This is a genomic window from Pseudomonas cerasi, from assembly GCF_027983475.1.
GTDB lineage: Bacteria > Pseudomonadota > Gammaproteobacteria > Pseudomonadales > Pseudomonadaceae > Aquipseudomonas > Aquipseudomonas cerasi.
Map to the genome: position 1 here is coordinate 1,409,626 of NZ_JAQJVM010000002.1, position 26,688 is coordinate 1,436,313.

21 protein-coding genes are annotated in these 26,688 nt (G+C 60.5%); 12 read left to right on the plus strand and 9 right to left on the minus strand.

Features of this window, described 5'->3' with window-relative positions:
• Positions 1 to 24: 24 nt before the first annotated feature.
• From PI739_RS15495 to PI739_RS15525, 7 genes are all read left to right on the plus strand, one after another.
• Entirely contained in the window at positions 25 to 1,359 is a 1,335-nt protein-coding gene (locus tag PI739_RS15495) for a DUF3426 domain-containing protein (protein ID WP_054081945.1), read from the plus strand.
• 317 nt (positions 1,360 to 1,676) lie between these two features.
• Positions 1,677 to 2,690, plus strand: coding sequence for a tRNA dihydrouridine synthase DusB (dusB, locus tag PI739_RS15500; protein ID WP_054081944.1), 1,014 nt, complete (start codon positions 1,677 to 1,679; stop codon positions 2,688 to 2,690).
• A complete protein-coding gene (gene fis / locus PI739_RS15505) occupies positions 2,687 to 3,007 on the plus strand; it encodes a DNA-binding transcriptional regulator Fis (protein WP_002555375.1) in 321 nt (106 codons plus the stop codon). Before dusB ends, fis begins: the two co-directional genes overlap by 4 nt.
• A gap of 80 nt (positions 3,008 to 3,087) precedes the next feature.
• Positions 3,088 to 4,692 carry a bifunctional phosphoribosylaminoimidazolecarboxamide formyltransferase/IMP cyclohydrolase gene (gene purH / locus PI739_RS15510; RefSeq protein ID WP_003368841.1) on the plus strand — a complete coding sequence of 535 codons (1,605 nt, stop codon included), beginning with the start codon at positions 3,088 to 3,090 and terminating at the stop codon, positions 4,690 to 4,692.
• Between the two features lie 118 nt (positions 4,693 to 4,810).
• A complete protein-coding gene (gene purD, locus PI739_RS15515) occupies positions 4,811 to 6,106 on the plus strand; it encodes a phosphoribosylamine--glycine ligase (protein WP_003431732.1) in 1,296 nt (431 codons plus the stop codon).
• A 90-nt stretch (positions 6,107 to 6,196) separates the two neighbouring features.
• Positions 6,197 to 8,986 carry a hybrid sensor histidine kinase/response regulator RetS gene (retS, locus tag PI739_RS15520; RefSeq protein WP_003431733.1) on the plus strand — a complete coding sequence of 930 codons (2,790 nt, stop codon included), beginning with the start codon at positions 6,197 to 6,199 and terminating at the stop codon, positions 8,984 to 8,986.
• Between the two features lie 69 nt (positions 8,987 to 9,055).
• Positions 9,056 to 9,652: a MarC family protein gene (locus PI739_RS15525; RefSeq protein ID WP_054081943.1), complete on the plus strand. Its 597-nt coding sequence runs from the start codon at positions 9,056 to 9,058 to the stop codon at positions 9,650 to 9,652.
• Positions 9,653 to 9,658: 6 nt separating this feature from the next.
• Here the strand turns inward: PI739_RS15525 and PI739_RS15530 are convergent, their stop codons facing one another.
• From PI739_RS15530 to cobG, 8 genes are all read right to left on the minus strand, one after another.
• Positions 9,659 to 10,294 carry a hypothetical protein gene (locus tag PI739_RS15530; RefSeq protein WP_054081942.1) on the minus strand — a complete coding sequence of 212 codons (636 nt, stop codon included), beginning with the start codon at positions 10,292 to 10,294 and terminating at the stop codon, positions 9,659 to 9,661.
• A gap of 35 nt (positions 10,295 to 10,329) precedes the next feature.
• Positions 10,330 to 10,965, minus strand: coding sequence for a hypothetical protein (locus PI739_RS15535; RefSeq protein WP_003431735.1), 636 nt, complete (start codon positions 10,963 to 10,965; stop codon positions 10,330 to 10,332).
• Positions 10,958 to 11,656 carry a hypothetical protein gene (locus PI739_RS15540; RefSeq protein WP_024662968.1) on the minus strand — a complete coding sequence of 233 codons (699 nt, stop codon included), beginning with the start codon at positions 11,654 to 11,656 and terminating at the stop codon, positions 10,958 to 10,960. The genes PI739_RS15535 and PI739_RS15540 overlap by 8 nt, the downstream gene beginning before the upstream one ends.
• A 58-nt stretch (positions 11,657 to 11,714) precedes the next feature.
• Positions 11,715 to 12,530, minus strand: coding sequence for a hypothetical protein (locus PI739_RS15545; RefSeq protein WP_024662969.1), 816 nt, complete (start codon positions 12,528 to 12,530; stop codon positions 11,715 to 11,717).
• Positions 12,531 to 12,877: 347 nt separating this feature from the next.
• Complete coding sequence (cobJ, locus tag PI739_RS15550; RefSeq protein ID WP_054081941.1) at positions 12,878 to 14,581, minus strand: precorrin-3B C(17)-methyltransferase; 1,704 nt, start codon at positions 14,579 to 14,581, stop codon at positions 12,878 to 12,880.
• Entirely contained in the window at positions 14,581 to 15,312 is a 732-nt protein-coding gene (locus PI739_RS15555; protein WP_054082175.1) for a precorrin-2 C(20)-methyltransferase, read from the minus strand. The genes cobJ and PI739_RS15555 overlap by 1 nt, the downstream gene beginning before the upstream one ends.
• Complete coding sequence (locus PI739_RS15560; protein ID WP_003368856.1) at positions 15,312 to 15,938, minus strand: precorrin-8X methylmutase; 627 nt, start codon at positions 15,936 to 15,938, stop codon at positions 15,312 to 15,314. The genes PI739_RS15555 and PI739_RS15560 overlap by 1 nt, the downstream gene beginning before the upstream one ends.
• A complete protein-coding gene (gene cobG / locus PI739_RS15565; RefSeq protein ID WP_080377407.1) occupies positions 15,931 to 17,274 on the minus strand; it encodes a precorrin-3B synthase in 1,344 nt (447 codons plus the stop codon). The genes PI739_RS15560 and cobG overlap by 8 nt, the downstream gene beginning before the upstream one ends.
• A 135-nt stretch (positions 17,275 to 17,409) precedes the next feature.
• Here cobG and PI739_RS15570 point away from each other — a divergent pair, with 135 nt between their 5' ends.
• The 3 genes from PI739_RS15570 to PI739_RS15580 are packed head-to-tail and all read left to right on the plus strand — an operon-like array spanning position 17,410 to position 20,440.
• Positions 17,410 to 18,612, plus strand: coding sequence for a bifunctional cobalt-precorrin-7 (C(5))-methyltransferase/cobalt-precorrin-6B (C(15))-methyltransferase (locus PI739_RS15570; RefSeq protein WP_003431745.1), 1,203 nt, complete (start codon positions 17,410 to 17,412; stop codon positions 18,610 to 18,612).
• Complete coding sequence (locus tag PI739_RS15575; RefSeq protein WP_044309575.1) at positions 18,612 to 19,724, plus strand: cobalt-precorrin-5B (C(1))-methyltransferase; 1,113 nt, start codon at positions 18,612 to 18,614, stop codon at positions 19,722 to 19,724. Before PI739_RS15570 ends, PI739_RS15575 begins: the two co-directional genes overlap by 1 nt.
• Complete coding sequence (locus PI739_RS15580; protein WP_003368866.1) at positions 19,721 to 20,440, plus strand: cobalt-precorrin-6A reductase; 720 nt, start codon at positions 19,721 to 19,723, stop codon at positions 20,438 to 20,440. Before PI739_RS15575 ends, PI739_RS15580 begins: the two co-directional genes overlap by 4 nt.
• A gap of 1,064 nt (positions 20,441 to 21,504) precedes the next feature.
• Here PI739_RS15580 and PI739_RS15585 read toward each other — a convergent pair.
• Positions 21,505 to 21,963 (minus strand): REP-associated tyrosine transposase, encoded by a 459-nt coding sequence (locus PI739_RS15585; protein WP_080377406.1) that lies wholly within the window; start codon positions 21,961 to 21,963, stop codon positions 21,505 to 21,507.
• Positions 21,964 to 22,103: 140 nt separating this feature from the next.
• Here PI739_RS15585 and PI739_RS15590 point away from each other — a divergent pair, with 140 nt between their 5' ends.
• Complete coding sequence (locus PI739_RS15590) at positions 22,104 to 22,565, plus strand: copper chaperone PCu(A)C (RefSeq protein ID WP_003368869.1); 462 nt, start codon at positions 22,104 to 22,106, stop codon at positions 22,563 to 22,565.
• Positions 22,566 to 22,960: 395 nt separating this feature from the next.
• Positions 22,961 to 26,440 carry a dermonecrotic toxin domain-containing protein gene (locus tag PI739_RS15595; protein WP_054081939.1) on the plus strand — a complete coding sequence of 1,160 codons (3,480 nt, stop codon included), beginning with the start codon at positions 22,961 to 22,963 and terminating at the stop codon, positions 26,438 to 26,440.
• The last annotated feature ends 248 nt before the right edge of the window (positions 26,441 to 26,688 follow it).

Here is a 26,688-nt window from a genome sequence, read left to right on the forward strand (position 1 = left end):
TCGCCGCTTCAACCGGACAGCCGCATGACCGACAGTTTCGTCACCCAGTGCCCGCACTGCCAGACCAGTTTCAGAGTCAGTCACGCTCAACTGAGCGTGGCCCGTGGCGTGGTGCGGTGCGGAGCCTGCCTGCAGGTGTTCAACGCAGCGCGGCAGTTGCTCGAGCAGCGCGCCAGCGATGACGCCGAAAAAGAGACCCTGCCCGCCTCGCCGGTGATCGCGGCCCTGCCCGGACCGGAGGCCCTGCCGACGCCAGTGCCCGAGCCCGAGCTGAAGCCGGAGCCCGAGCCGGAGCCGGAGCCGGAAAAGACGCCCGAAGAGGACGATCCCTGGCAGGTCAGCGAGCTGGATCTGGACAATCTCAATCTGGACGAAGAACTGGCCCGCCTCGAACAACGCGAGACCCGCAGGCCTGACACCTTCGCCCGCCCTGTAAGCGATATCGGCAACGACGATGTGAGCCTGACGGCGAAGCGTGACAGTCGGCAGAGCGACGAGGCGGCATGGGTCGATACGCTGCATAACGACGATGTCGAGCAACTGCCCGAGCTGCATGCAGAAGTCATCCCGGACACCGACTCTGTAGACGCTCCGGAGCCGCTGGAGGATGACTCGCGTACCGAGCCGTCGCTGTCACTGGACAAGCATCTGGACGATGACGAGCCCCCGATGCCCGTCATCATCCAGCGCAAAGCTCCGCCTGCCGAAAAAGTCGAGCGCTGGTCTGCGGTGGATGACGATGATGAAGACGACGACCATGAGCCGGAGCCAGAACCGCGGGGCAAGCGCAGTCGCAACGAACCGGCAGTGCGCGACCAGACACTTCTTGACCTGACTGACGACCCTTTGCAACTGGACTGGCAACGGCCCAAACCACGCTGGGGGCGACGCCTGGCCTGGGGTCTGTTGATCGTACTGGCGCTGGCGGGCCTGGCAGGACAATACGTCTGGTACCACTTCGATCAGCTGGCACGCCAGGACCAGTATCGCCCGTGGTTTCAACAGATTTGCCCGCAGGTCGGCTGCAAGGTGCCGAGCAAGGTCGACATTTCCCAGCTCAAGAGCAGCAACCTGGTAGTGCGCAGCCACCCGGAGTTTCAGGGGGCTCTGGTGGTGGACGCGATCATCTACAACCGCGCCTCGTTTTCCCAGCCGTTTCCCCTGCTGGAACTGCGTTTTTCCGATACCGGCGGTCAGTTGATTGCCAGTCGTCGGTTCAAGCCCAGTGAATACCTGAGCGGCGAAATGGCCGGCAAGGAAGAGATGCCACCCCAGACGCCGATCCATATCGCGCTGGATATCCTTGATCCAGGTGCCAAGGCCGTGAACTACAGCCTGAACTTCCGCTCGCCGGAATGACTCGTCCGGCGCGACAGCGTCGGCCGAGACTCCTTTTTTACACGCTACTTTCACCAAAGAACGCTGCATGATCGCAGAAATTCAGCAACAAAATACCCTCTGACCGGACTCATCGAACTCAGGCAAGAGCTGTTCAGATTTTATCCAATTCAGCCTTTATCCAGTCATCGAGAGCGGGTATCATGCCAACCCTTTTTCAAACTCTCGGTTCGATCTGACGGTGGCGCATGCGGCTGGCGGGATGAGCCGTTGCAGACCGGGTGAAACGGTTTTTTACACGGCCTGCGGATGATTTGGCCTCCACAACAGGTAAGGCTATGTCGGCAGTACGCATCGGCCCATATACAGTGCAAAACGGCTTGATCCTCGCCCCGATGGCGGGCGTCACCGACCAGCCTTTCCGTCAGCTGTGCCGAAGACTCGGTGCCGGCCTGGTGGTGTCGGAGATGGTCACCAGTGACATGAGCCTGTGGAACAGCCGCAAATCGCGTCTGCGCATGATCCACGAAGGTGATCCCGAGCCGCGCTCGGTACAGATCGCCGGTGGTGATCCGCAGATGCTGGCGGACGCAGCACGTGCCAATGTCGAACTGGGCGCCCAGATCATCGACATCAACATGGGTTGCCCGGCCAAGAAAGTCTGTAACAAGGCGGCTGGCTCGGCGCTGTTGAAGGATGAGCAACTGGTCAACGACATCCTGCAGGCCGTCGTGGCTGCAGTCGATGTACCGGTCACGCTGAAGATCCGCACCGGATGGGATCGCGACAACCGAAATGGCCTGACAGTGGCGAAAATCGCCGAGCAGGCAGGCATTCAGGCACTGGCAGTGCACGGGCGAACCCGTGCCGACCTGTACACCGGCGAGGCCGAGTACGACACCATTGCCCAGATCAAACAGGCCGTGTCGATACCGGTCTTTGCCAATGGCGACATCGATTCACCGAAAAAGGCCCGGCACGTGCTGAAGGCCACCGGAGCAGACGGATTACTGATTGGCAGGGCCGCACAGGGGCGTCCCTGGATTTTTCGCGAGATAGAACACTTCCTGCGGACCGGAGAGACACTCCCGGCGCCGCAGTCGAGTGAAGTGGAACGCATTCTGCTTGAGCATCTGGCAGCGCTCCACGTTTTCTATGGAGACGTGATGGGCGTGCGCATTGCACGCAAACACGTCAGCTGGTATCTCGCAACCCTGCCGGGCGCCAGAGAGTTTCGCGCCCACTTCAATCGTTTGGAAGATACGGAAGCACAGTGCGCCAACGTCCGGGAGTTCTTCAGCCAAGGCTGCAAGGGCCCGGATAACGAGAATGATAAAGAGGTGGCCGCATGACGATGATGACCGAGACTTTAGTGAGTGGAACAACACCCGTGAGCGACAACGTCAATTTGAAACAGCACCTCAACACGCCGAGCGAAGAGGGTCAGACCCTGCGCGGAAGTGTCGAGAAGGCGCTGCACAATTATTTCGCCCACCTCGAAGGCGCATCCGTCACTGACGTCTACAACCTGGTGTTGTCGGAAGTCGAGGCTCCGCTTCTGGAAAGCGTGATGAACTACGTCAAGGGCAACCAGACGAAGGCCTCCGAGCTGCTGGGACTGAATCGCGGCACGCTGCGCAAGAAACTCAAACAGTACGATCTGCTTTAAAGCATTCAAAACAGAAAAGGCGACCTTGCACCGCGGTCGCTTTTTTTTGCTGACTTCTTTTGCTTTTGATGGAAATCGAGATGACCGACCAGACTACCCGCCTGCCGATCCGCCGCGCCCTGATCAGCGTATCCGACAAGACAGGAATCCTTGAGTTTGCCCGCGAGCTTGAAGCGCTGGGCGTCGAGATTCTTTCCACTGGCGGTACGTTCAAGCTGCTCAAGGACAACGGCGTCGCGGCAGTCGAAGTGGCCGACTACACCGGCTTCGCTGAAATGATGGATGGCCGGGTCAAGACCCTGCACCCCATGATCCATGGCGGGATTCTGGGTCGTCGCGGCATAGACGACGCCATCATGACCGAGCACGGCATCAAGCCGATCGATCTGGTTGCGGTCAATCTGTACCCGTTTGAAGCCACTGTCTCCAAGCCAGGCTGCGACCTGCCGACCGCCATCGAAAACATCGACATTGGCGGCCCGACCATGGTCCGTTCCGCAGCGAAGAACCACAAGGACGTCGCCATCGTGGTCAATGCCAGCGATTACGGCCAGGTTCTGGAAAGCCTCAAGGCCGGTGGCCTGACCTACGCCCAGCGCTTCGACCTGATGCTCAAGGCGTTCGAGCACACCGCCGCCTACGACGGCATGATCGCCAACTACCTGGGCGGCGTCGACCAGACTGCCGAAACCCTGAGCACCGAAGGCCGCAGCCAGTTCCCGCGCACCTTCAATACCCAGTTCGTCAAGGCTCAGGAAATGCGCTACGGCGAGAACCCGCACCAGAGTGCGGCGTTCTACGTCGAAGCCAAACCTGCCGAGGTCGGCATCGCCACCGCCACCCAGCTGCAAGGCAAGGAGCTGTCGTTCAACAACGTGGCCGATACCGATGCCGCACTGGAATGCGTCAAGAGCTTCGTCAAACCGGCCTGCGTGATCGTCAAGCACGCCAACCCGTGCGGTGTCGCGGTCTGCCCGGACGATGAAGGCGGCATTCGCCAGGCTTACGAACTGGCCTATGCCACTGACTCCGAGTCGGCATTTGGCGGCATCATCGCCTTCAACCGCGAGCTGGACGCTGCAACCGCCAAGGCCATCGTCGAGCGCCAGTTCGTCGAAGTGATCATCGCCCCGAGCGTCAGCGCCGAAGCCCGCGCCATCGTCGCGAGCAAAGCCAACGTGCGCCTGCTGACCAGCGGCCAGTGGAGCGAGCGCCTGCCTGCCTGGGACTACAAACGCGTCAATGGCGGCCTGCTGGTACAGAGCCGTGACATCGGCATGATCACCGAGGCCGACCTCAAGGTCGTCACCCAGCGTGCGCCTACAGAACAGGAAATGCATGACCTGATCTTCGCCTGGAAAGTCGCCAAGTACGTCAAGTCCAACGCCATCGTCTACGCCCGCAACCGCCAGACCGTCGGCGTCGGCGCTGGCCAGATGAGCCGTGTGAACTCGGCGCGTATCGCGGCCATCAAGGCTGAGCATGCCGGGCTGCAGGTTCAGGGCGCCGTGATGGCCTCCGATGCCTTCTTCCCGTTCCGTGACGGCATCGATAACGCGGCCAAGGTCGGCATCACCGCTGTCATCCAGCCGGGCGGCTCGATGCGTGACAACGAAGTGATCGCTGCAGCAGACGAAGCCGGAATCGCGATGGTGTTCACCGGTATGCGTCACTTCCGGCACTAATCAGAAAAACGGCCGCACTGGCGCAGGCGTCTGCTGCGTCATTGCGGCCTCGTACGGCGGGTTGGGTCGCCTCAGGCACACCGCGTACTCCAGAATCAGCGTCATCGAGGTTTTTGAAATGAATGTTTTGATCATTGGCAGCGGCGGTCGTGAACACGCCCTGGCATGGAAAGTCGCTCAGGACCCACGCGTGCAGAAGGTGTTTGTCGCACCGGGCAATGCGGGCACGGCGATCGAGGCCAAATGCGAAAACGTGGCCATCGACGTTCTGGCACTGGAGCAACTGGCGGATTTCGCTGAAAAGAACGTTGCGCTGACCATCGTCGGCCCGGAAGTACCGTTGGTTGCAGGCGTCGTCGACCTGTTCCGCAGCCGAGGCCTGGACTGCTTCGGCCCGACCGCTGGCGCTGCCCAGCTTGAAGGCTCCAAGGCGTTTACCAAGGACTTCCTGGCGCGTCACAAGATTCCTACTGCCGACTACCAGAACTTTACCGAGATCGAGCCTGCCCTGGCCTATCTGCGTGAAAAAGGCGCGCCGATTGTCATCAAGGCCGACGGCCTGGCCGCGGGCAAGGGCGTGATCGTCGCCATGACCCTGGCAGAAGCCGAAGACGCCGTACGTGACATGCTGGCTGGCAACGCCTTTGGCGACGCCGGTTCGCGCGTTGTCATCGAAGAGTTTCTCGATGGCGAAGAGGCCAGCTTCATTGTCATGGTCGACGGCAAGAATGTACTGCCCATGGCCACCAGCCAGGACCACAAGCGCGTCGGCGACGGCGACAGCGGGCCGAACACCGGCGGGATGGGTGCCTACTCCCCTGCCCCGGTGGTCACCGCCGAGGTTCATCAACGTGTCATGGACCTGGTTATCTGGCCGACCGTCAGGGGTATGGCCGATGAAGGTAACGTTTACACCGGCTTCCTCTATGCTGGTTTGATGATCGATAAAGCAGGCAACCCGAAAGTCATCGAGTTCAACTGCCGCTTCGGCGACCCGGAGACCCAGCCGGTCATGCTGCGCCTGCAATCGAGCCTGGTACTGCTGGTCGAGGCTGCGCTGGCGCAAGCGCTGGACAAGATCGAAGCACAGTGGGACCCACGCCCCAGCCTGGGTATCGTGCTGGCAGCAGGCGGTTATCCTGGCGACTACGCCAAAGGCGCGGTCATCGAGGGTCTGGACGCAGCGGCACAGCTCGAAGGCAAGATATTCCATGCAGGCACGGCCTTGCAGGATGAGCGTGTCGTGACCAGCGGTGGTCGTGTACTGTGTGCCACAGCGCTGGGTGACAGCGTCGGCAACGCGCAGGAAAATGCCTATGCGCTGGCCGCAAAAGTCGACTGGCAAGGGTGTTTCTACCGCAAGGACATTGGCTACCGTGCCATTGCCCGCGAGCGTGGCGAAGACCAGGAATAATCGATCGGACCAGCCTCTTCAAGCAGAGGCTGGCCGGTTGCTCCGGTATTCGCGGTTTTACCAGGCATTCACTCACGAAGGGATTTCATTGTGCGCTGGCTCAGGATTGCCATAGCCTCAACCGTTGGACTGCTGACCCTGCTGTTCATGCTTTCGGCGCAGGCCGAGCATGGTGCAGGCTGGTCGACGCTGCTCGACGAAAAGGCCCATCTGACGCTGGATGAAATCCGCTCGGCGCGCTATCAGAATCAATTCAGCCCCACCGAGCTGGAACGGGTCGCGGCAGCGGATCGCGGCAGCGCGGTATGGCTGCATTACCGCCTGCAACCGACCCAGCACGAGCAATTGCTGCGTATCTTCGCCCCGGACCTTTCCAGCGCCGACATGTATGTCATGGACGGCGATCGACAGATTGATCATCTACGCACGGGCAACGACGTGCCGATTGAAGATCAGCGACTGCCATCCAACGATTTCCTGCTGCCGGTTCCGCAAAGCTCGGCCTCGCTGGATATCTACCTGAGACTGGTCTCTGCGCAGAAAATGCGCCCCAGCATCACCCTTGAACCGGCCATCGAAAGCGCCGCCAACGAAACCCAGCCATTGCTGTTCGGACTGCTGTTTGGCGCGCTGTCCATGCTGATCGTGCAGAATCTGACGCGTTACGGACATACCCGGTCGCGCAGCAATCTGTGGCTGGCCGCCTGCGAATCGTTACTCGGGCTCAGTGCGCTGTTGCTCCTCAACCTGCTCCGCCCGATCGACCCGTGGAATATCGCGCAAACACCGAGCGCACACCTGGCGCTGCTGCTGGCCGCTGTCGCAGGCCTGATCTACACCTACTGTTTCTTCGTCCATCGCAATGCCCGCAAACTTGATCGTCTGTTGCTGGGCAACGCGGTGCTCATGGGGATCGGCGCCTTGCTGGTGCTGTTCGACGAAAAGCTGCCGATCAACTTCCTGACGTTCGGCCTGGTCTCGCTGACGACACTGAGCATTCTGGCGGTGTCGATGTGGCACTGGCAGAAGGGCTATCGCTCGGCGCGCCTGTTTGTCCTCGGAATGATCACCTTCAATATCGGCTACATGGTGGTCCTGCCCGGCCTGCTATGGCTGAGCCTGGTGCCACCGCAATGGCTGCTGCTGGCGCTGCTCAGCGTGTTCTGCATCAGCGGCCTGCTGATGAGCCTGGCCCTCAGCGAACGTCATCGCAGTATCACCGAAGACCGTTTCAGCATCAGCCGCGATCAGGCGGCCAGCACCGCCGAAATCAACGCCAAAGCCGAGTTTCTGGCCAAGATCAGCCACGAGATTCGCACCCCGATGAACGGCGTGCTGGGCATGACCGAGCTGCTGCTCGGCACCCCGCTGTCGGTCAAACAGCGCGACTATGTGCAGACCATTCACAGTGCCGGTAACGAACTGCTGACGCTGATCAACGAGATTCTCGACATCACCAAGCTCGAGTCAGGACAGATCGAACTGGACGACGTGCAGTTCGACATCGGCGCGCTGGTCGAGGACTGCCTGAATATCTTCCGCGCCAAGGCCGAACAGCAACAGGTCGAGCTGATCAGCCAGATCCAGCCTCAGGTGCCACGTGTCATCAATGGTGACCCGACCCGCCTGCGCCAGACACTGCTGAGCCTGCTGGAAAATGCCCTGAAGAAGACCGACGAAGGTGAGATTCTGCTGGCCGTCGCCCTCGAGTCCTCGAAAAGCGGGAATACGCGGCTGCGCATTTCGGTTCAGGACAGCGGCGAAACGCTTTCCGACGAAGAACGTGAAGAACTGCTGCACGCCGAACTGCACAGCCGGAACTTCCTGGCCAGCAGCCGGCTCGGCGGTCATCTGGGACTGGTGATCGCTCGTCAGTTGATCGTACTGATGGATGGCGAATTCGGCATTCAGAACAATGGCGCGCAAGGCAATACGCTGTGGCTGAACCTGCCTCTGGACGCAAAACTGCTCGAACAGCCGACCATTGATCTGGACAGCCCGCTTAAAGATGCCAGGGTGCTGGTGGTCGATGACAACGACACATGCCGCAAAGTGCTGGTTCAGCAATGCAGTGCCTGGGGCCTGAATGTCAGTGCAGTGGCATCCGGCAAGGAGGCACTGGCCTTGCTCAGGACCAAGGCGCACCTGCGCGACTATTTCGATGTGGTCCTGCTCGATCAGAACATGCCGGGCATGACCGGTATGCAACTGGCCGCCAAGATCAAGGAAGACCCGAGCCTGAATCACGACATACTGTTGATCATGCTGACCGGCATCAGCAATGCACCCAGCAAGATCATCGCGCGCAACTGCGGCATCAAGCGCATTCTGGCCAAACCGGTGGCGGGCTATACGCTCAAGACCACGCTGGCAGATGAACTGACCCAGTTGAACAAGGGTGTCGTGTCGAACAAGCCCGGCCCGGTCGTGACGCCGCCGGTCAGCGTCCCCGGCGACTTCCGTATTCTGGTGGCCGAAGACAACAGCATTTCGACCAAGGTCATCCGCGGCATGCTCGGCAAGCTCAACCTCAACCCCGATACCGCGAGCAATGGCGAAGAAGCGCTGCGAGCCATGAAAGCGCAGCGTTATGATCTGGTGCTGATGGACTGCGAGATGCCGATACTCGACGGCTTCTCGGCCACCGAGCAATTGCGCGCCTGGGAAGTCGGCAATCAGCGTGTACGCACCCCGGTCGTTGCACTGACCGCGCATATTCTCACCGAGCATAAAGACCGCGCACGCCAGGCCGGCATGGACGGCCACATGGCCAAGCCCATCGAACTGTCGCAGTTGCGCGAACTGGTCGAGCACTGGGTGGCGCACCGTGACAAGGCCCGAGGGCTGACGTCGGACGGCGAGCACTATCGGCAAAACTGACGGCGACGGGAAAGGCCTGTGGCCTGATAGACTGCCGATGCCATCCACCTGCTGCTGTGAGTCGAAGCCATGCTTCACGTGTTGTTCAGCGTCTATCTGAAAATGCTGGTGCTTTACAGCCCGTTTTTCGTTCTTTCCTGCTTCATCAGCCTGACGCGTGGTCACTCGCGCAAGGAACAGCGGCGCCTGGCCTGGAAGGTGGCACTGGCGACACTGGTTTCCAGCGTCTTGCTGTATCTGTTCGGGCGCGTGATTTTCGATGTCTTCGGCATCACGGTGGATGCATTCAGGATTGGTGCCGGCAGTGTGCTGTTCATCTCGGCACTGAGCATGGCCCAGGGCAAGTCGGCGGTCCAGACCGACAATATCCAGCAGGATGTGACCATCGTTCCTCTGACCATCCCGCTGACCGTCGGCCCCGGTACGATCGGTGCGCTGCTGGTCATGGGCGTCAGTCAGCCCCACTGGGACGACAAACTCACCGCCATTCTGAGTATTGCGCTGGCCAGTCTGACCGTTGGCGTCGTGCTTTACCTCTCCAACCGTATCGAACGCATCCTCGGCGATCAGGGTTTGCAGATTGTCAGCCGTTTGATGGGACTGTTCGTCTGTGCACTGGCCGCGCAAATCATTTTCACCGGCATCAGGGGCTACCTGCTGCCCTGACAGGACTCAGATACTTGCAGCCCGCACCATGCCTTGCGCCCTGCCGTCCAGATAACGCATCACCGCGTCACGATGAGCTGCATACACCTTGCTGTCAAAGATGTAACTGCCGCCCTTGAAGTGAAACAGCAGTCTTCGCCTTCCTGGCGCATGGTCGTCCACACTCAGGTGCAGACTGCAAAGCAACAGGAGCATCCGGTCAGGTTCATACTTTTCGCAGGGTACGATCTGAAAACTGCCCAGACGTCCCTGGTCGAAGCCGCGCTGAAAGTACGACTCTGCTGCCTGCCCCACCCCCATTGCAGCAACCGCACGCTGCACCATGCCGCCAAGACGCTTACGATCAGCAGGATGACTGACCTTGAACGTGGCCTGCAATAAATCGTCGACACTGCTCACCACCAGCGAGTCTCCAAGGACCACGCCCTTTTGCTGTATGCCGCGCGCCTTGAGGCGGCTGCGGTAGTAATACATCCAGGTCCCCCACTGGGTTTTGAAATCAAACTGCCTGCCCGCGAACAACTGGGCGTCCAGAAGAACGTTCTGAACATCCGTGCGCTCTTCGTTCGAAAGCCCGGGCAAAAACGCGACCATACTGGAGATAGTGCCCAGATAGGCCGCGTTACCTGTGTCTGCATTCATTTGCGTTACTCCCTTCCATGGGCTTATCCAGGTTGCTAAAGACTGATGATTTCGGCTGCAGCACGATCAGCCAGGGCGTCCTGCACCGTCTGGCGAAAAGGCTCGAAACTCTGGCGACTGAAGCGGAACGCAGTACTGACGGCATGCACCTGCATCTCGCCGCCCAATATCTGCCAGAAATAACGCGCGGGCCGCAGCGCCAGGGTGGTCATCTGCAGGCTGCACAGAAGGATCGACACCTCGTCCTTATTGCGCATTGCACAGGGCATGAGCTGAAAGCTTTCTGAGCGCCCGGACGTAAACCAGCTGCTGAAAAAACTCGTCGCATGATCACTGCTCAATAGCCTGTCGAGCGAACTGCGGTAGAGTTGGCGAAGCTCGCCAGCGTTATCGACCACGGATAGCTGCAGTTTTCCGATGTCATTGAAACTGTGGATTTTCAATCGGGCATCGTTGATCCCGGCGCTCCGCGAACCGCCTGTGGCGGCAATCGAGCGCTGGTAAGCATCCAGCCATGCACGCCAGTTCACTCTGGAAGAATGGCGATCATCTGCGACCAGTCGGGCATGGTGCAGACAATCCATTATGTCCTGGCGCAAATCAGGTTCGACATTGCGGGCGAAGGACAGCACGCTGGCACCCGTCAGTAGAGTTTCATCCGGATCAGACATCGGGACTGCCCCCGAGCGGCATGATCAGGCACGCACGCTTGCTCGACAGCGCGGTGTCGATGCCATCGCGAAACTGCGAATAGACCTGTTCAAACAGTTGCATTGCATGGACAGTCACAGCGATGTTGCCGTAGACACTCTTCGACTCGATGACCTCGAAAAGAAACCCGGATGACAACGGCTGACGTGTGGTGAATTGAAGCTGCACCAGCTTGAGCTTCTGTCGGGTGTCGACGAAAGCCAGTTGCAGAACTACGCTGACCTGCAATTTTCCCGAGTGATTCAAACCGCTCTGTACCGTCTGACTGCGCAACAGATGAAGCGCTTCGCTCGCGACGGACTGGCTGCCTGCCCTGCGCATGAACGCCTCCGCACGCAGGAGCGTCTCGGCTGACACCCACGGTACAAGCGCACGCACCATGCAACTCCACACTGTTTCAGCGGAGTCTTCAGGCAAAGGCTGGCTGATATGTTCGCTGGCGCTCGGCAGCCAGCCGAAACGCTGCGCAGCGGTGAGACGGGTTTCATTCCATTTTTCGGGTTCGGCAAACTTCGAGTGTTGTTTCGATGCGGCCAGCTGCACGTACAGCATCGAGTCCAGCACATCATTTTTCAGGGCGACCCGCTGCGGCTCGGGGAAAAACATCAAACAGCCCGCATTGACGACTACGGCATCCAATTCCTGCTTCATGGGAGAATTCCTTTTATCCCGAAAGCGGAGGCAGTCCGCGCCTCCGCCAACACTCCGATCAGATTTCGTACTCTGCAATCGCATTACTGACATTGTCGCCAAGCCGTTGCTCGATCAGCTTGCGATAGCGCGCATACAGGTCCGTGTTGAGCAACAGGTTGTGCTCGCCCTTCCAGGTCTGGACACTGGTGCCCTGCCATTCCCAGAACAGCACATTGGTGACGTCACTGTCGGCCTGAAAGCTGACTGCCGCCATGGCCAGACTGACGATGCTGTCCCCGGATTCGATACAGGAGGCGATACGGAAGCTACCGCCACGGTGTGCCTTGGTCTGGCTCTCGAACAGGCGCAGGGGTTCTTTCCTGGCCTGCAGCGCGGCGACGGCATCTGCAGCCACTTTGAGCATCAGCAGCGATGCAGGCCCGGGTAACGCGGCAGCTGCAATGGCCGAACCGAGGATCTCCAGACCGACTTCGTCCATGGTGAAACGCTGCTGGGTGGCACGGTAGCGCGCATAGTTCCAATGGGTGGAGAGCCAGCCCACCTTGGAAAGCACTTCGTTGAATTTGTCATACCACTGATCGCCCTGGGTTTCAGAGCTGAACGCCTTGTTGGCCACAAGGGTGGCGAACAGAAAGGAATTCATCACGTCCTGCTTGCTCTGCGCCGACATACCGTTGGGAAATGCCAGCACACTGCCTGCAACCACCGCACCTTCATGGCCGGACTGTGCGTCAGTGACGTCACCTGCCTGAGGCAATCCGGGGATTGCGGGGGCCGCGAATGCGCCCAACGAAGCTGGGCATTCAGCCAGCTCGCAGGCGGCAATGTAATCGAGGTTGTCAGTGCTGTTCATGGTTTTGTCCTGTGTCATTTCATTAGTCCTTTAACTCATGCGTCCTTATGGACTGAATCGAGACTAACGAAATAAATCAGGCGGTTTTTTCGGAGCTTTCCGTTGCCCTCTGGTGGCTTTCGGGCACTTGGCTGCCGAACTCGATACGCAGAGCCAGATTCAACCCGCCATCTGCCTCCCGGCGTACCGCAGGTGAGCGAAGATTCCGGGGAGGCTTCTGGAATCGGACTACCGACGACGACGGTTGAAGAGAGCCGATTCGCTCAAGCCTGTGGGCCGAAACAACGGCTCACAGGCTTGAAGTGACATCGCCACTTCAGCGCTTTCCCACGATAAATGGCAGCAGGTATGACACGCGTGTGCGCTCAACCTGTAGGCTTGTTGCCGTACCAACGCGGCGTATAGACCCAGTTGCCGCCTGCGTGGCGCGTAAAGGTGCACGTCAGGGAAGAGCCGATCAACACCATAGTGCGCATGTCCACCTGCTCCGGTGTCAATTCGCCCAGCGTGATAACCCTCAATGTCTGCCCGGGACGGCCGATGTCGCGGCCCAGCGTCACGGGGGTTGCAGGGATGCGATGCTGGCGGACAATCTCCAGCGCACGCCCCAGTTGCCAGGGTCGGGAGCGAGATATCGGGTTGTAGAATGCCAGCGCCAGATCGGCCTGACAGGCGAGGTCCAGACGCTTTTCGATGATGTCCCAAGGCTTGAGGTTGTCGGACAGCGACAGCACGCAGAAATCATGTCCCAGCGGCGCACCAGCCTGAGCGGCGGTTGCCAGAGAAGCCGAGACACCCGGCAGAATCTCCAGCTCGACCGCATGCCAGTGAGGATTATCCGACTCATGCAACGCCTCAAGCACCGCTGAAGCCATGGCGAACACTCCCGGATCACCGGACGACACCACAACCACCGAACGGCCTTGAGCAGCCAGCTCGAAGGCATGCCGGGCACGCTGCATTTCTTCGCGATTGTCAGTGCAGTGCAGTACCTGATCGGCACGAAACGGCCCTGCCATGCGCACGTAGGTTTCATAGCCCAGCACATCATTGGCACGTGCCAGTTCGGCCTTGACCGCAGGCACCATCAGGTCTGCTGCGCCAGGGCCCAGACCAATGACTGCAACGCGGCCACGCCCGCGGCCGATGCTCTGCACCTCCAGCGGTTGCGCCGCGACAGCAATCGCGGTGTGGGCGTCGACGCAAAGCGGTGGCAACAGCTGCGGCACAGCCTTCATGGCCATCTCGCTGGCCGCAGCGGCGCTGACGAATCGCACCGCAACGTCCAGCTCGGCGGCAGCCTTGTGCAGGTGCGGATTGGCCATCTGCTCCTCGGCAGCCAACAGGCACGCCAAGGACTGCCCGGCAATACGTACCTCGCGCAGGGCCGAGCGCACGTGCTCAGCCAGTTCGTCACTGAGGTCAGTCACCGCCACCAGCACGTTACGTGGGTAGATCAGCAATTCATGGGGTGACGGCTCGCGCAGGGTACTGCCAACATGAATGGCCAGCGCGGCCTGTGGGTCTTCGGGCAGTTGCGCCTGGGCCAGCCAAGGGGCTTCGCCCTCGATGCGTACAGGTTCGCCGGACAGCAGGTCGGAAACGAAACGCTTGCCCAGCTCCAGATCGCCCAGCGCATAGCCGCTTGGCGGGTTGAGCAGACAGGTGCCGAAACGCAGCTCGCCGCTGGTGGTGATCGCTGGCGCAACGCCAAGCCCGCTGGCGATGCTGCGCGCCAGGACATTCACCCCGCCAAGGCCGCCAAGCAGCGGCACTACGGCGCTGCCGTCTTCGGCCACGGCGAGCACTGGCGGTTCGGCGCCCTTCTCCAGCAGCACGGCGGCCAGGGTGCGAATAACGATACCAGCTGCGCAAAGGGCGATGATCGGTGTGTTCTGTTGATACAGCTGGCGCAGCGTCGCGCCGAACTCGCTGTAAGTGCGGTCGGCCCCCTGCACGCGCTCGGCCAGGCCATGAATCAGCGCATCGGGAAACAGCTGTTGAATGCGCCGCGCGGTGGCAAGGCTGCCATTGCCTAGAATGACGATGGCCGGGGTCATGGAGGTCATCAGCCTTGCCACCTGTCGCCAGGAACGATAATCAGCGAAAAATACGGCGAAGACATCGGGTCGACCTGGTCCAGCGGGACGATTTTCTGGTTGATCATCGTGGCGCGCTCGACATACAGCGCACGCCCGGCCATCCCCAGCTCGGTCAGCACCTCGCGAACCTTGTGGAAATTGCGCCCCAGTTTCATGATCACCGCCGCGTCGGCGTCGGCCAGCTTGCGTTTCAGGTCGTCGTGGGACAGCACACCGGACAGCACTGACAGGCTCTGGTTGCGATACACCAGCGGCGCGCCCAGCACCGAAGCGCCACCGAGCATCGAGCACACACCCGGGATCACTTCGGCCTCGTAGCGCTCGGCCAGACGATCGTGCAGGTACATGTAGGAGCCATAGAAAAACGGATCGCCTTCGCAGATCACCGCCACGTCACGTCCGGCGTCCAGGTGCGCGGCAATATGCCGGCTGGATTCGTCGTAGAAGTCGCTGATGAGCTTTTCGTAGGACAGTGTCGGCGGCAATGCCTCAGTGGTCACCGGGTAGACCAGCGGCATCAGGGTCTGAACGTCCTGCAGATGCGCTTCGATGATGCCGAATGCGTTGCCCTTTTTGCCCTTGGCCACGAAATACGCCACCACCGGCGACTCGCGCAGCAGACGCAGGGCTTTGACAGTGATCAGCTCCGGGTCGCCGGGACCTACGCCCAGGCCAATCAATCGACCGCGTGCCTGCATCATTCGATCTCCGTGGCCAGTGCGTTGACTGCGGCCACGGCCATAGCGCTGCCGCCACGGCGGCCCTGCATGATCACGAACGGCACACCGCGGCTATCGGCGGCAAGCATCGCCTTCGACTCGGCGGCGCCGACAAAGCCGACCGGAAAGCCGAGAATCAGTGCAGGCTTCGGCGCACCGGCATCGAGCATCTCCAACAGATAGAACAGCGCGGTCGGCGCGTTGCCGATGACCACCACGCTGCCTTCCAGGTGCGGACGCCACAGCTCAAGCGCCACCGCAGAACGCGTATTGCCCAGCTCCAGGGCCATTTCCCGCACGCCTTCATCATGCAAGGTGCAGATGATCGGATTATTGGCGGGCAGACGGGTGCGAGTGATGCCTTCGGAGACCATGCGCGCATCGCACAGGATCGGCGCTCCGGCGGCCAGAGCGTTGCGCCCGGCAGTACCGGCACCCGGCGAGAAGCGCAGGTCTTCGATGACTTCGACCATCCCACAGGCATGGATCACGCGCACGGCGAGTTTTTCCAAGTCGGCAGGGATCGTGTCAAGACGCGCTTCGGCGCGAATGATCGAGAAAGAGTTGCGATATATCTCCTGACCATCGCGGATGTAATCAATCATGCATATTGCTCCGTGAGCCGGCGTTCAACTGCGCGCCGACTGCTTCAATAGTAAGGTTGCGCGCGCGCAGCACGCCGAAACCGGCATGCGCTGCATCGCGAAAATAAAGATCGTAACGGCCCGGCGCGACAGCCAGCAAGGTTACTGGCGCTACGTGAGCGGCGGCGCAGGAACGCGTGCAGCCGCTCACGTGCACAGCCTGGCCGGTAGCCAGCCCGGCAGCCAGTTGCAGGGCGTCGGACTTGGTATCGGCCAGCCCCTTGGCGCACCCGGCAGAACCGGTACAGGCGAGCATCTGCGCCAGTGGTTGCTCGGCCGCCCCGACGAATCCCGATGCCTGCAACGCGTCCAGCACCGCCGCGGCGCGCTCGACCGGCACGTTCGGCAACAACAGGCTTTGCCAGGGCGTCAGGCGCAGCGTGCCGTCGCCCTGATCCGCCGCCAGTTGCGCCACGCTGGAAAGCATCGCCGCATCGAGACGCCCCAACGGTACTGCAGCGCCCACCGCCACCTGATTCGGCTGGGCCTGTGGATAAACACCAATGTGGCGAATGCCTTGAATGGCCGGACGCTGCCAATCGGTGATCGCCTTATCGGTCCGCACTGTGCAGCCGGACCGGGTCGACAGCTCGCGCAGCATATCGTCGGTCGAAACCTCGGCCAGCAGGTGTCGCATCCGGGTGTGCTCGGGACGGGCAAGGTCGAGAAACAGCTCCAGCAGTGCGACAACCAGCGTCTTCCCCTCGGCCACAGGGACAGCGGCCAGCGGTCGGTCATGGGCCGGGCAGCCGGCCAGCCCGAACGCCAGCAACACTTCGCCATCGACTTTCAGCGCCGACAGCCACACGTCATGCGGGTGTTCGAGCATGACCAGCGTTTCACCAGCGTCCAGCGACAAGGCAAACTTGGGGGACAGCTCATGAAAACGCGGATGATGTTCCAGCGCGTCGAGAATCTGCGCCGCCAGCGGCCGGGCATCGAAGAGCATCTGCGGGTCCAGGCCGGCCGTCGGGCTGAGCATCAGGTTGCGCACATCGTCGCTGGCCGGGTTGGCGGGGCCGAGCCCTGCCGCCATCAAGGCGCCGATCAACCCGTCGTGATTGGCACCAATGCCGCGAATCTGCAAATTGGCGCGGTTGGTGGCTTCGATAACACCCTGTGCATACGTGCTCGCGGCCTCGGCAACGGCCATGGCCTGCGCACAGGTGATCACCCCGCCCGCCAGCTTGATCCGGCAGATCCCGCCGTCCAGTGCCGGGACGATACGCAGCAACCCCGGGCAGGCCGAGGGGCGTAGCGTTGCAGAGGATGTGCGAGCGGACTGCTGCTCGTTCAATGGGTCACCCGATGTGAACTGGCTGGAAACGGACGTTGATTAGAGCACTTGTACCCCGTCGGGCGCGGTATTATGCCTGCTTTGTCCGCAGGCATGAAAAGGCGCTCTGTCGGAAGTTCGGATTGAGGTAGGTACATGTCACCGTGGCTGACAGTCGTGGGAATCGGAGAAGACGGTTACAAAGGGCTCGGCAAGAACGCCAGACACGCTCTGCTGCACGCTGATCAGGTGTTCGGCGGCCCGCGTCAGCTGGCGTTGCTGCCGCCGTGCATTCGCGCCGAGCGACGTGCGTGGCCGAGTCCTTTCTCGTTGAACCCGGTGCTCGAGCAGCGGGGTGCCGAGATCTGCGTGCTGGCCAGTGGCGACCCGATGATGTTCGGCGTCGGCGCCAGTCTTGCACGCGTGGTCAGCATTGACGAAATGCGCATTCTGCCCGCGCCCTCCTCTTACTCTCTGGCCGCCGCCCGCCTCGGCTGGCCGCTGCAGGACGTCGTCACCCTGTCGGTGGTTGCCCGGCCGGCGGCCGCGCTGAACGCACACGTCCACCATGGCATGCGTCTGCTGGTGTTGAGTAACGACGGCAGCAGCCCCGCCCTGATTGCCGGTTTGTTGCGCGAACGCGGCTTTGGGCCAAGCCGCATGACCGTCCTGGAGCATCTGGGTGGCGAAGCCGAGCGGCGCGTCGAAGGACTGGCCAGCGAGTGGGGCAACCCCGAGATCGCCGCGCTGAACCTGGTTGCCATCGACTGTCGTGCCGACGCCAGCGCCATCCGTCTGAGCCCCATTTCAGGTTTGCCGGACAGCGCGTTCGAACATGACGGCCAGCTTACCAAGCGCGACGTGCGCGCCATCACCCTCGCCCGCCTTGCACCGCTGCCGGGCGAACTGTTGTGGGATGTCGGCGCGGGTTGCGGCTCCATCGGCATCGAATGGATGCGCGCGCACCCGACCTGCAGGGCGATGGCTATCGAAGCCGATGAAGGCCGCCAGCAACTGATCGAATTCAACCGCGACGCACTCGGCGTGCCCGGCCTGCAATTGGTGCGGGGCAGCGCGCCCCAGGCCCTGAGCGGTCTGGAACGCCCGGATGCGATCTTCATCGGCGGTGGCGTGACGCGTGTCGGCGTGCTGGAAACCTGCTGGGAACAACTGCGTCCGGGCGGCCGACTGGTCGCCAATGCGGTCACCCTGCAAAGCGAAACGGCCTTGATGGCCTGGCGCGAAAGGCATGGCGGCGAGCTGACCCGTATTCACGTCGCCCATGCACAGCCCCTTGGCGAATTCGACACGTGGCGTCAGGCGTTGCCGATCACCCTGCTGGACGTAGTCAAACCCTGATGCGCGAAGAAACCGCCGAACAGCCTGCGCCACTGCGCAGTGGCCTGACCACTGGCAGCTGTGCGACCGCAACCAGCCTCGCAGCGGCGCGGCTGTTGCTCTGCGGGCAGATCAGCGATGCGGTGGACATCGTTCTGCCCAAGGGTAAACAGGTACAGATGCGCCTGGAATTCTGCCGGCTTGTGGATGACTTCGCGGAAGCTGCAACGCTCAAGGACGCAGGCGACGATCCGGATGTCACCCACGGCGCGCTGGTATTTGCCCGCGTCAGGCTACAGGCGGCAGCAGGCGTGCGCTTCGTGGCGGGTGCAGGTGTCGGCACCGTGACCCGCCCCGGGCTGGTGCTGGCAGTCGGTGAGCCGGCCATCAACCCGGTGCCCCGGCGCATGATGACCGAGCATCTGCTTCGGCTGGCCGAAGAACAAGGCTACAGCGGCGGATTCGAAGTCACGATCGGCGTCGAGGGCGGCGAGGCACTGGCGCTCAAGACCATGAACCCGCGCCTGGGCATTCTCGGCGGACTGTCGATTCTCGGCACCAGCGGGATTGTCCGGCCGTTCTCCTGCGCGGCCTATATCGCCTCGATCCATCAGGGCATCGACGTCGCCACCACCAACGGCTATCGGCATATCGCCGCCTGCACCGGCAATGCCAGCGAAGACACCATGCGCCGCGTCTATAAAATCCCCGATATCGCCCTGATCGAGATGGGCGACTTTGTCGGTGCGGTGCTCAAGCACTTGCGCAAGGTGCCTGTGGATAAGTTGAGCGTGTGCGGAGGCTTCGGCAAGATCAGCAAGCTGGCCGCCGGCCATATGGACCTGCACAGCCGCCATTCCAGCATCGACCTGCCGCAACTGGCGCACTGGGCTGCGCAGGTCGGCGCGGATGCAGGCCTGCAACAACGGATCCTTGAAGCCAACACCAGTCAGCAAGCGCTGGCGATGAGCGCTGCGGCAGGTGTGCCACTGGGTGACGAAGTGTGTCGCCACGCGCTGAGTTTCGCGCGCAGCATCGTGCCTGCGAGCGTTCAGGTGGAGGTTTTCGCCATTGACCGTCAGGGCGGACTGGTGGGTCAGGCTGGCGTTGATTTACAGAGAGAAGCGACATGAAACGCATCCTGCTGCTGGGCGGCATTACCGAGGCCTTGGCGATTGCGCGGAAGCTCGGGCCTGAGCACATCTACAGCCTCGCGGGCGTGGGCCGGGTGCCGTCTGACCTGGCCTGCCAATTGAAGGTCGGCGGTTATGGCGGCGCCGAGGGGATGGCGCAGTACATGGGCGAACAGGGCGTCGACTTGCTGCTGGACGCCACCCACCCGTACGCCGCACAGATCAGCCACAACGCAGCGCGAGCGGCCAGGCTGGCCGGCATTCCCTGCTGGGCCTTGCGCCGCACCGCGTGGCAGGCAGGTCCAGAGGACGACTGGCGCGAAGTGGCTGACTGGTCAGAACTGGCCAATGCCCTGCTCCCGTTCAAGCGCCCGTTGTTCACGCTGGGTCGCGAGCCCTTGCAGCACCTGAACGAAATCCCGCCGCACCAGTTCTGGACACTCCGGGCACTGGACGACTACCCCGGCAACCAACACTGCGAAGTGATCGGCGCACGCGGCCCGTTCATGCTGGAAGACGAGCGCCAGTTGTTCGAACAACGCCGCATCGACGTACTGATCAGCAAAAACAGCGGCAGCAGCTCCACCGAACCCAAGCTCGACATCGCCCGCGAACGCGGCCTGCCCGTCCTGATCCTCAAACGCCCGCAGTTGCCTGACGCTGATAGGCTGTTCTGGGGTGTGGATGCAGTGCTGGAGGCGTTGGGCCTGGATTGATGAGCCGTCTTTAGTCCTCACTGAATGGACCTGTAGGGAGCTTGCTCACGAAGAGGCCGGTGCAGCCGCTGGAAATCTGTGATCCGTTACTACGCCTTCGCGAGCAAGCTCGCTCCCACTAAATCAGCGATGCTGCAGAACACACCTCGGACCCGTGGGAGTGAGCTTGCTCACGAAGAGGTCGGGGCAGCCGCTGGAAATCTGTGATCTGTTAATACGCCTTCGCGAGCAAGCTCGCTCCCACAGGATCAGTGATGCTGCAGAACACACCTCGGTCCCGTGGGAGTGAGCTTGCTCAAGAAGAGGTCGGGGCAGCCGCTGAAAATCTGTTGATCTGTTAATACGCCTTCGCGAGCAAGCTCGCTCCCAATAGATCAGCGATGCTGCAGAACACACCTCGGACCCGTGGGAGTGAGCTTGCTCACGAAGAGGTCGGGGCAGCCGCTGGAAATCTGTGATCCGTTAATACGCCTTCGCGAGCAAGCTCGCTCCCACAGGATCAGTGATGCTGCAGAACACACCTCGGCCCCGTGGGAGTGAGCTTGCTCACGAAGAGGCCGGTGCAGCCGCTGGAAATCTGTGATCCGTTAATACGCCTTCGTGAGTAAGCTCGCTCCCACAGGATCAGCGATGCTGCAGAACACACCCCGGACCCGTGGGAGTGAGCTTGCTCACGAAGAGGCCGGTGCAGCCGCTGAAAATCTATTGATCTGTTAATACGCCTTCGCGAGCAAGCTCGCTCCCACTAGATCAGTGATGCTGCAGAACACCTCGGACCCGTGGGAGTGAGCTTGCTCACGAAGAGGCCGGGGGAGCCGCTGGAAATCTGTGATCCGTTAATACGCCTTCGCGAGCAAGCTCGCTCCCACAGGATCAGTGATGCTGCAGAACACACCTCGGACCCGTGGGAGTGAGCTTGCTCACGAAGAGGCCGGTGCAGCCGCTGGAAATCTGTGATCCGTTAATACGCCTTCGCGAGCAAGCTCGCTCCCACAGGATCAGCGATGCTGCAGAACACACCTCGGCCCCGTGGGAGTGAGCTTGCTCACGAAGAGGCCGGTTTTTCACAACCAGATTGCGTCCCATAGGGGATAATCGCGCACGCTTTTGACCAGGTTGGCTCGAACCGGATTGGCCACAATATAACGGGCAAAACCCAAAAGGCTTTCTTCAGTGCGGATGCTGACGTCGTGGAATCCGCTTTGCCAAAAAGGTCCACTGCAGCCTCTGGCTCTGTTTATGGCGATCGCGCTTTTCGATTTCACGCGCTGCACAACTCTGGATAATGAATGACTATTCAACTGCAGCAGCCAGTGAATATGGTCGGGCATTACCACCCAGGCTAATGAATCAGCCAGTTGCTGCTCCTGAACGTGTCGAAGTTCATCAACCAGCAGACGGCCCATGCGCCAATCGGAAAAGACAGGATTTCTCTGGAATGTTTTTGCGGTGACCCAATACATTTGGCCTGCACTGGAGCATCGCCCCAAACGCAAACGATGTGACTGTGCCCTTTCATACATCCCGATCCCCTTATGACTGCATGCCGGGGAACGACTTTACGAAACAGGCTCACTCAGCGGCGCTCAAAGGTTTACCCAGGTGTTTCGGATTTCCATTTAAGCTACCTTTCACCCCTTCATCGAATCCTGCGGAGCCCCCCATGCTCAAAAAAGCACTGCTGCTGGCCGCACTGCTGCTGCCAGCCAGCCTCGTCCACGCCCATGAGTACAAGGCAGGGCCGTTGCTGATTGGCCATCCGTGGTCAATGGAGCTACCGCCCAACGCACCGACGGTGGCAGCGTATTTCACTATCGAGAACAAGGGTGACAGCGCCGACCGTTTGATTAGCGTCGACACACCCATCGCCGGGCAGGCGCAGTTGCATGAGCATGTACATGTCGACGGGCTGATGAAGATGCAGCACGTTCAGGCGGTCGACATACCGGCTGGCGCGAAGGTGGCTTTCGCCCCCATGGCCTGGCACGTGATGCTGCTGGACATCAAGGACCGCTCGAAGCTGGTGGTCGGCCAACGCTTCCCGATGACCCTGCATTTTGAAAAGGCGGGGGATGTCGAGGTGCAGGTCGTGGTACAAAAACAGGCTTCGGAACACCAGCACTGAGTAACTCCCAACGAGCAGGGCCGGGAGCTGAATGCCTTCATCGATCCTATCGCGGTGGTATCCCTGACACCCAGGACCGATGCTGGTTGTCCGGGCGCTTGATCGAATAGTGCTTTCGCGCTTTGCCAAAACAGCGACAACAGCTTAGATTGCTCTCTGCGGGGCCTGAAACCATTGAGTGGCGTTGTGATGAATTCCTCCTCATACCCGGTTTCAGGCCCCGTCCTTACCTCAATCTCGCGCGTTTCCGAGACTTCCTACCTATCAGAGAGCCGATGCTGCAGTCCTCTCACTGCGCTGGCCGATACCCGCGTGCCTTTAACCCTGACTATATGAAATGAACCGCCCGGCCAACACCTCGAGCGGATCATCCATCACGCAGACGAATCGGCACCATGACCTTACCGCTCACCGCATCAACCCAGGCTCTAAACGCCTCGCTTGCCAGCGATACCTATCCACCCGACTTCAGCAAGACGACCCAAGAACTGGCCCGTACCCTGCTGCATCCCCTCAAACCCGAGCTGGATGTCGAGACGACCTGGCTGACTTACCGTGACAACGAGGTCGGATTCGACCACGGGAGCAACATACACAGGGTTCCACTGATCCCTGGCCTGATCGAATACTTCACCGGCTATTTGCAATGGATCGACAATGATGTAGTCGCTCTCCACCCGCCTCTCGACACGCCTTCTCCAACGCCTGACACACAGCAGCCTGACGTCAAGCCACCTGCCATTCAGCCGCTGGGGCGGGCAGCGACTGTAACGTTCTTCACCCAGGTCAGCGAGCAACTTGAGCAGTGCTACACACGAAATCTTGCAGACTACTGGAGCACTGCGACGCTTGATGGCGAAACCCGGAGCAGCCAGTTTGTCGCAGAGCAGATCGAGTGCCTGACATCCGAATGTGCGGTGCTGATCGCCCTGGGAAAGATGACGACCGGGCACTACAGCCTGCTTTCGGCCACCCTTGGGCCCTGTGCCACAGATGCGACCGCGGGTCTCGCAGACTTGCAGCCGCACAGTGTTTACAGCCTGTCGGCACAAGACGGCGACGGCCCCTCGCTGTCGCTTTACGGTGCGTTTGCCATTGCCCGGCGTCTTCGTGATGCGCCGGTCCAGCCAGACCTGGAAGAGCAGGAAGAGCTGGAAGATGTACTTCTGTTTACGCCCCATGACGGGCTGGAAGCATTTGCCTCATTGCAACAGTTGAACCACGCGCTTGTTCAGCGAGTGACTGAACCCGAGTACCGAGGACGCTTGGGCGACAGCGTCACCGCCGGGGAGGCAAGCCCCACCAAACCCACCCCTGTCCTGCAATGGCAATACACCCTGATGGACGGCAACTTTCTCAGCCTGCTGCTTGCCCGGCAGGTTGTCGCGCAGCAGTCGGTCTTCGCTCAGGCTGTACAGCTGGCCCGCGCTCAGAAGATGGACGCGGTCTGTTTCGAGCAAACGATAGCGAGTTTGCTGAAACCCAGGATTTACTTCGACAACCACTGGCGACTCGACGGATTCGACAGCGATCTGGTGCAAAGCCGAATGCCCGATTGGTGGAAAACCATGACGCTGACGCAGCGTCATGCATGGCATCGCCAGGCAAAGCGGTTTGGCGAATTGGTGGTGAACATGCGCAAAGCCAGCAAGGAGCACTTCGGCCAGGCAGAAAATGACAGCCGCACCTACCCGACGCGCTATATCGACAAGCAACTGGCTCAACTGCTGAACCGGCTATCCATCACGGCAACAGCGCAACAGATCAATATTTCACTGACCTACAGGACGGGCATCGAAGTGCTCGATATTCCCGGCGCGCCTGTATTGCCAGAAATCAACACCGAGAACGTTTCACTCAGACAACTGGCACATACCCAAGCCCTGCACACCAAGGCCAAGGATGCCGTGCTTCTACGCGCTGTCGACGCCGAAGGCGTCTACCTTGCGCACTTAGACAAGCAGGCCGTAACAGAGCTGATTACCACGCTGGAAGATCCCCAATACCTCAGTAATTACCTTGACCTGCACCTGAAAACCTCGGCGTATGCACAGCAGCTCAAGCGGTCAGAAAAAGCCATGTTGCGAGCTCAGATGAAGATGGCGCTGCTGGAGATCGAACAACAGGCTTTTGCACCCACCGGCCGCGAGTGGATCAAGGCTGTGCTGGATTCGCCAGGACTCCAAGGACGTCGAACCATCAACAAGCAAGCCATTGAAGTCCGTTTTTTCAGCGTCAACCAACTCAAGATGACCAACGTGATGCTGATTGCTCCAGCCGGAAAATTCGAGAAGGGGCCACTGGTGCTGTGCACGCTGGATGCTGCCGACGGTGTCGTTTTCCGCTGGTTCAACAGCATGTATCACCTGACCACCAGCTTTCTGGAAGAGGCACCCTTCCAGCAGTATCTGATTCAGCAAATACCGGTTTCCAGGCGTCTTGAGACGCTGCATGCCATGCAGTACGAAAAGGAAGCGAAGCATTGGCGTCCACCCGAAGTATTTACCCAACTGACGCTGCTACCGATCCCGTCAAGGCTGCTGCGCCCCGTCGTGTTTGTCAGCCAGAGCAAAGACATTTACGAGGAAAATCACGAGACCAAGATCAACCTTCTGATCAACGAAGCCAAACGGCAGATGAGTCTGACCACCGGTACAGGGCAATCGGGTCTGGGCTTCGATCTGATCGCGAGCATTGCGATTCTGTTTCTGCCTGGCGCGATCATGATGCCTGTCGCGCTGGGCGCTGGCCTTTACAAAACCTGGAGCGCTTTTTCGAAAATCGATGAAAACGACCTGGAAGGCGCCGCCGAGGAGTTTCTGAGCGCCCTCAGCTATCTTGCCATTGCCTTGGTCGGCCACTTGGCGCTGGCCTTGAAGCCGGCAGGAAGCGCCGCAAAAATGGTGAGACGTCCGCACCTCGTACGCAGAGTCGGTCGTGATGGTCAGGCGCAGATCGGCTACCTCCTTTCGCACTCAAAGGCGCCGCGTTTCGCAGGCTCGAAATTGATCACTGCCATGGACCCCAAAAGCTTCGTCGCCATTGAGGTAGAGGGCCAGACCTGCTTCATAAGCCGGCGGGCTAACGTGTTCGGCCACTCGCGCCTTTATCGGGTAAACCCGATGGATGCCACACAACTGGTGCACGGGCAGGAGTTTGCTCTTCGCAGCACGACCGGCGTCTGGAAAATCGTGGGCAAACAGATCCCGCGCATGAGTCAATCGGCAATCCGCAGTGCCGAGGCGCGGCTGACCAGCCTGACAACTCTCTGGCCGGCGTCTCTGGAGGAAGCAAGTAGCATCGAACGCCTGAAGTTCGAGACCGACTACCTGACGCTGGCCCATACATCCAACGCAGAAAAATTTTCCGAAATAACCACCTACGTGGAAGGCGGTTCAACGGAGATCAACCCGCTGCTGCGAAGCGGCGTACGCAATGCCACCACGCGCAGGTTTCTGCGTCAGTTCCATAAGCTCAAGGCGTGGGAAGGCACTGCATTTCGCGCCACCTATGTGTCCAGCGACGGGGTGGCATGCCTTGAGCGCGAAGTGGGTGCAGTGTTTACCGACAATGGCGTGCAGTCTGCATCGATGTCGCGAGCCAACGCCTCCAGATGGAGCCAGGACGGGTTCGTGAATCGCAACGCCAATGCCGAAAACCACCCGGTGTTCTTCATCTTTGCACCGGCTGTGCCCAAGAAGAACATGTTCACCGGCTTTCTTGGTGATCACGTGGCCATTGCGCCGGGGACATACGTGCAACTGGGTGCGACCAAGCGGGTCAACGGACAGCTGTTTGCCTGGTTCGATGCGCCCGAACAACTGGTTGATCAGACCTACGATCTCTATACCGGGGAACAGGAACTCTGGGTCTGAAACCCGCACGCGGCTGATCCGGGAAGCCGGTCGTTACTGGCCGGCGCTCCTGCAAAGCAGCCTTGCACCATTGCAGAGCCCGGAGCGCACGCGGGACAAGGCCGGGTTCCACCTTGGTGCACATCTTCCCCGAACCGCGACACATTCGTTCCATTTTGCGACGTTTCTGCATTGGCCCAGACCTTGCTAAAGCCTGAAAGAGCAAAAAATGCACCGCCGCCAAACCTCAAAACAATGTACTAAGGGAG

Coding starts and splice junctions, on each gene's coding strand:
- fis (WP_002555375.1), top strand. CDS start 2,687: ATGACGATGATGACCGAGACTTTAGTGAGTGGAACAACACCCGTGAGC.
- purD (WP_003431732.1), top strand. CDS start 4,811: ATGAATGTTTTGATCATTGGCAGCGGCGGTCGTGAACACGCCCTGGCA.
- cobJ (WP_054081941.1), bottom strand. CDS start 14,581: ATGACCTCCATGACCCCGGCCATCGTCATTCTAGGCAATGGCAGCCTT.
- PI739_RS15545 (WP_024662969.1), bottom strand. CDS start 12,530: ATGACACAGGACAAAACCATGAACAGCACTGACAACCTCGATTACATT.
- PI739_RS15595 (WP_054081939.1), top strand. CDS start 22,961: ATGACCTTACCGCTCACCGCATCAACCCAGGCTCTAAACGCCTCGCTT.
- PI739_RS15585 (WP_080377406.1), bottom strand. CDS start 21,963: ATGTATGAAAGGGCACAGTCACATCGTTTGCGTTTGGGGCGATGCTCC.
- PI739_RS15535 (WP_003431735.1), bottom strand. CDS start 10,965: ATGTCTGATCCGGATGAAACTCTACTGACGGGTGCCAGCGTGCTGTCC.
- PI739_RS15525 (WP_054081943.1), top strand. CDS start 9,056: ATGCTTCACGTGTTGTTCAGCGTCTATCTGAAAATGCTGGTGCTTTAC.
- PI739_RS15580 (WP_003368866.1), top strand. CDS start 19,721: ATGAAACGCATCCTGCTGCTGGGCGGCATTACCGAGGCCTTGGCGATT.
- purH (WP_003368841.1), top strand. CDS start 3,088: ATGACCGACCAGACTACCCGCCTGCCGATCCGCCGCGCCCTGATCAGC.
- PI739_RS15575 (WP_044309575.1), top strand. CDS start 18,612: ATGCGCGAAGAAACCGCCGAACAGCCTGCGCCACTGCGCAGTGGCCTG.
- dusB (WP_054081944.1), top strand. CDS start 1,677: ATGTCGGCAGTACGCATCGGCCCATATACAGTGCAAAACGGCTTGATC.
- PI739_RS15590 (WP_003368869.1), top strand. CDS start 22,104: ATGCTCAAAAAAGCACTGCTGCTGGCCGCACTGCTGCTGCCAGCCAGC.
- PI739_RS15495 (WP_054081945.1), top strand. CDS start 25: ATGACCGACAGTTTCGTCACCCAGTGCCCGCACTGCCAGACCAGTTTC.
- PI739_RS15570 (WP_003431745.1), top strand. CDS start 17,410: ATGTCACCGTGGCTGACAGTCGTGGGAATCGGAGAAGACGGTTACAAA.
- PI739_RS15555 (WP_054082175.1), bottom strand. CDS start 15,312: ATGCAGGCACGCGGTCGATTGATTGGCCTGGGCGTAGGTCCCGGCGAC.
- PI739_RS15530 (WP_054081942.1), bottom strand. CDS start 10,294: ATGAATGCAGACACAGGTAACGCGGCCTATCTGGGCACTATCTCCAGT.
- PI739_RS15540 (WP_024662968.1), bottom strand. CDS start 11,656: ATGAAGCAGGAATTGGATGCCGTAGTCGTCAATGCGGGCTGTTTGATG.
- PI739_RS15560 (WP_003368856.1), bottom strand. CDS start 15,938: ATGATTGATTACATCCGCGATGGTCAGGAGATATATCGCAACTCTTTC.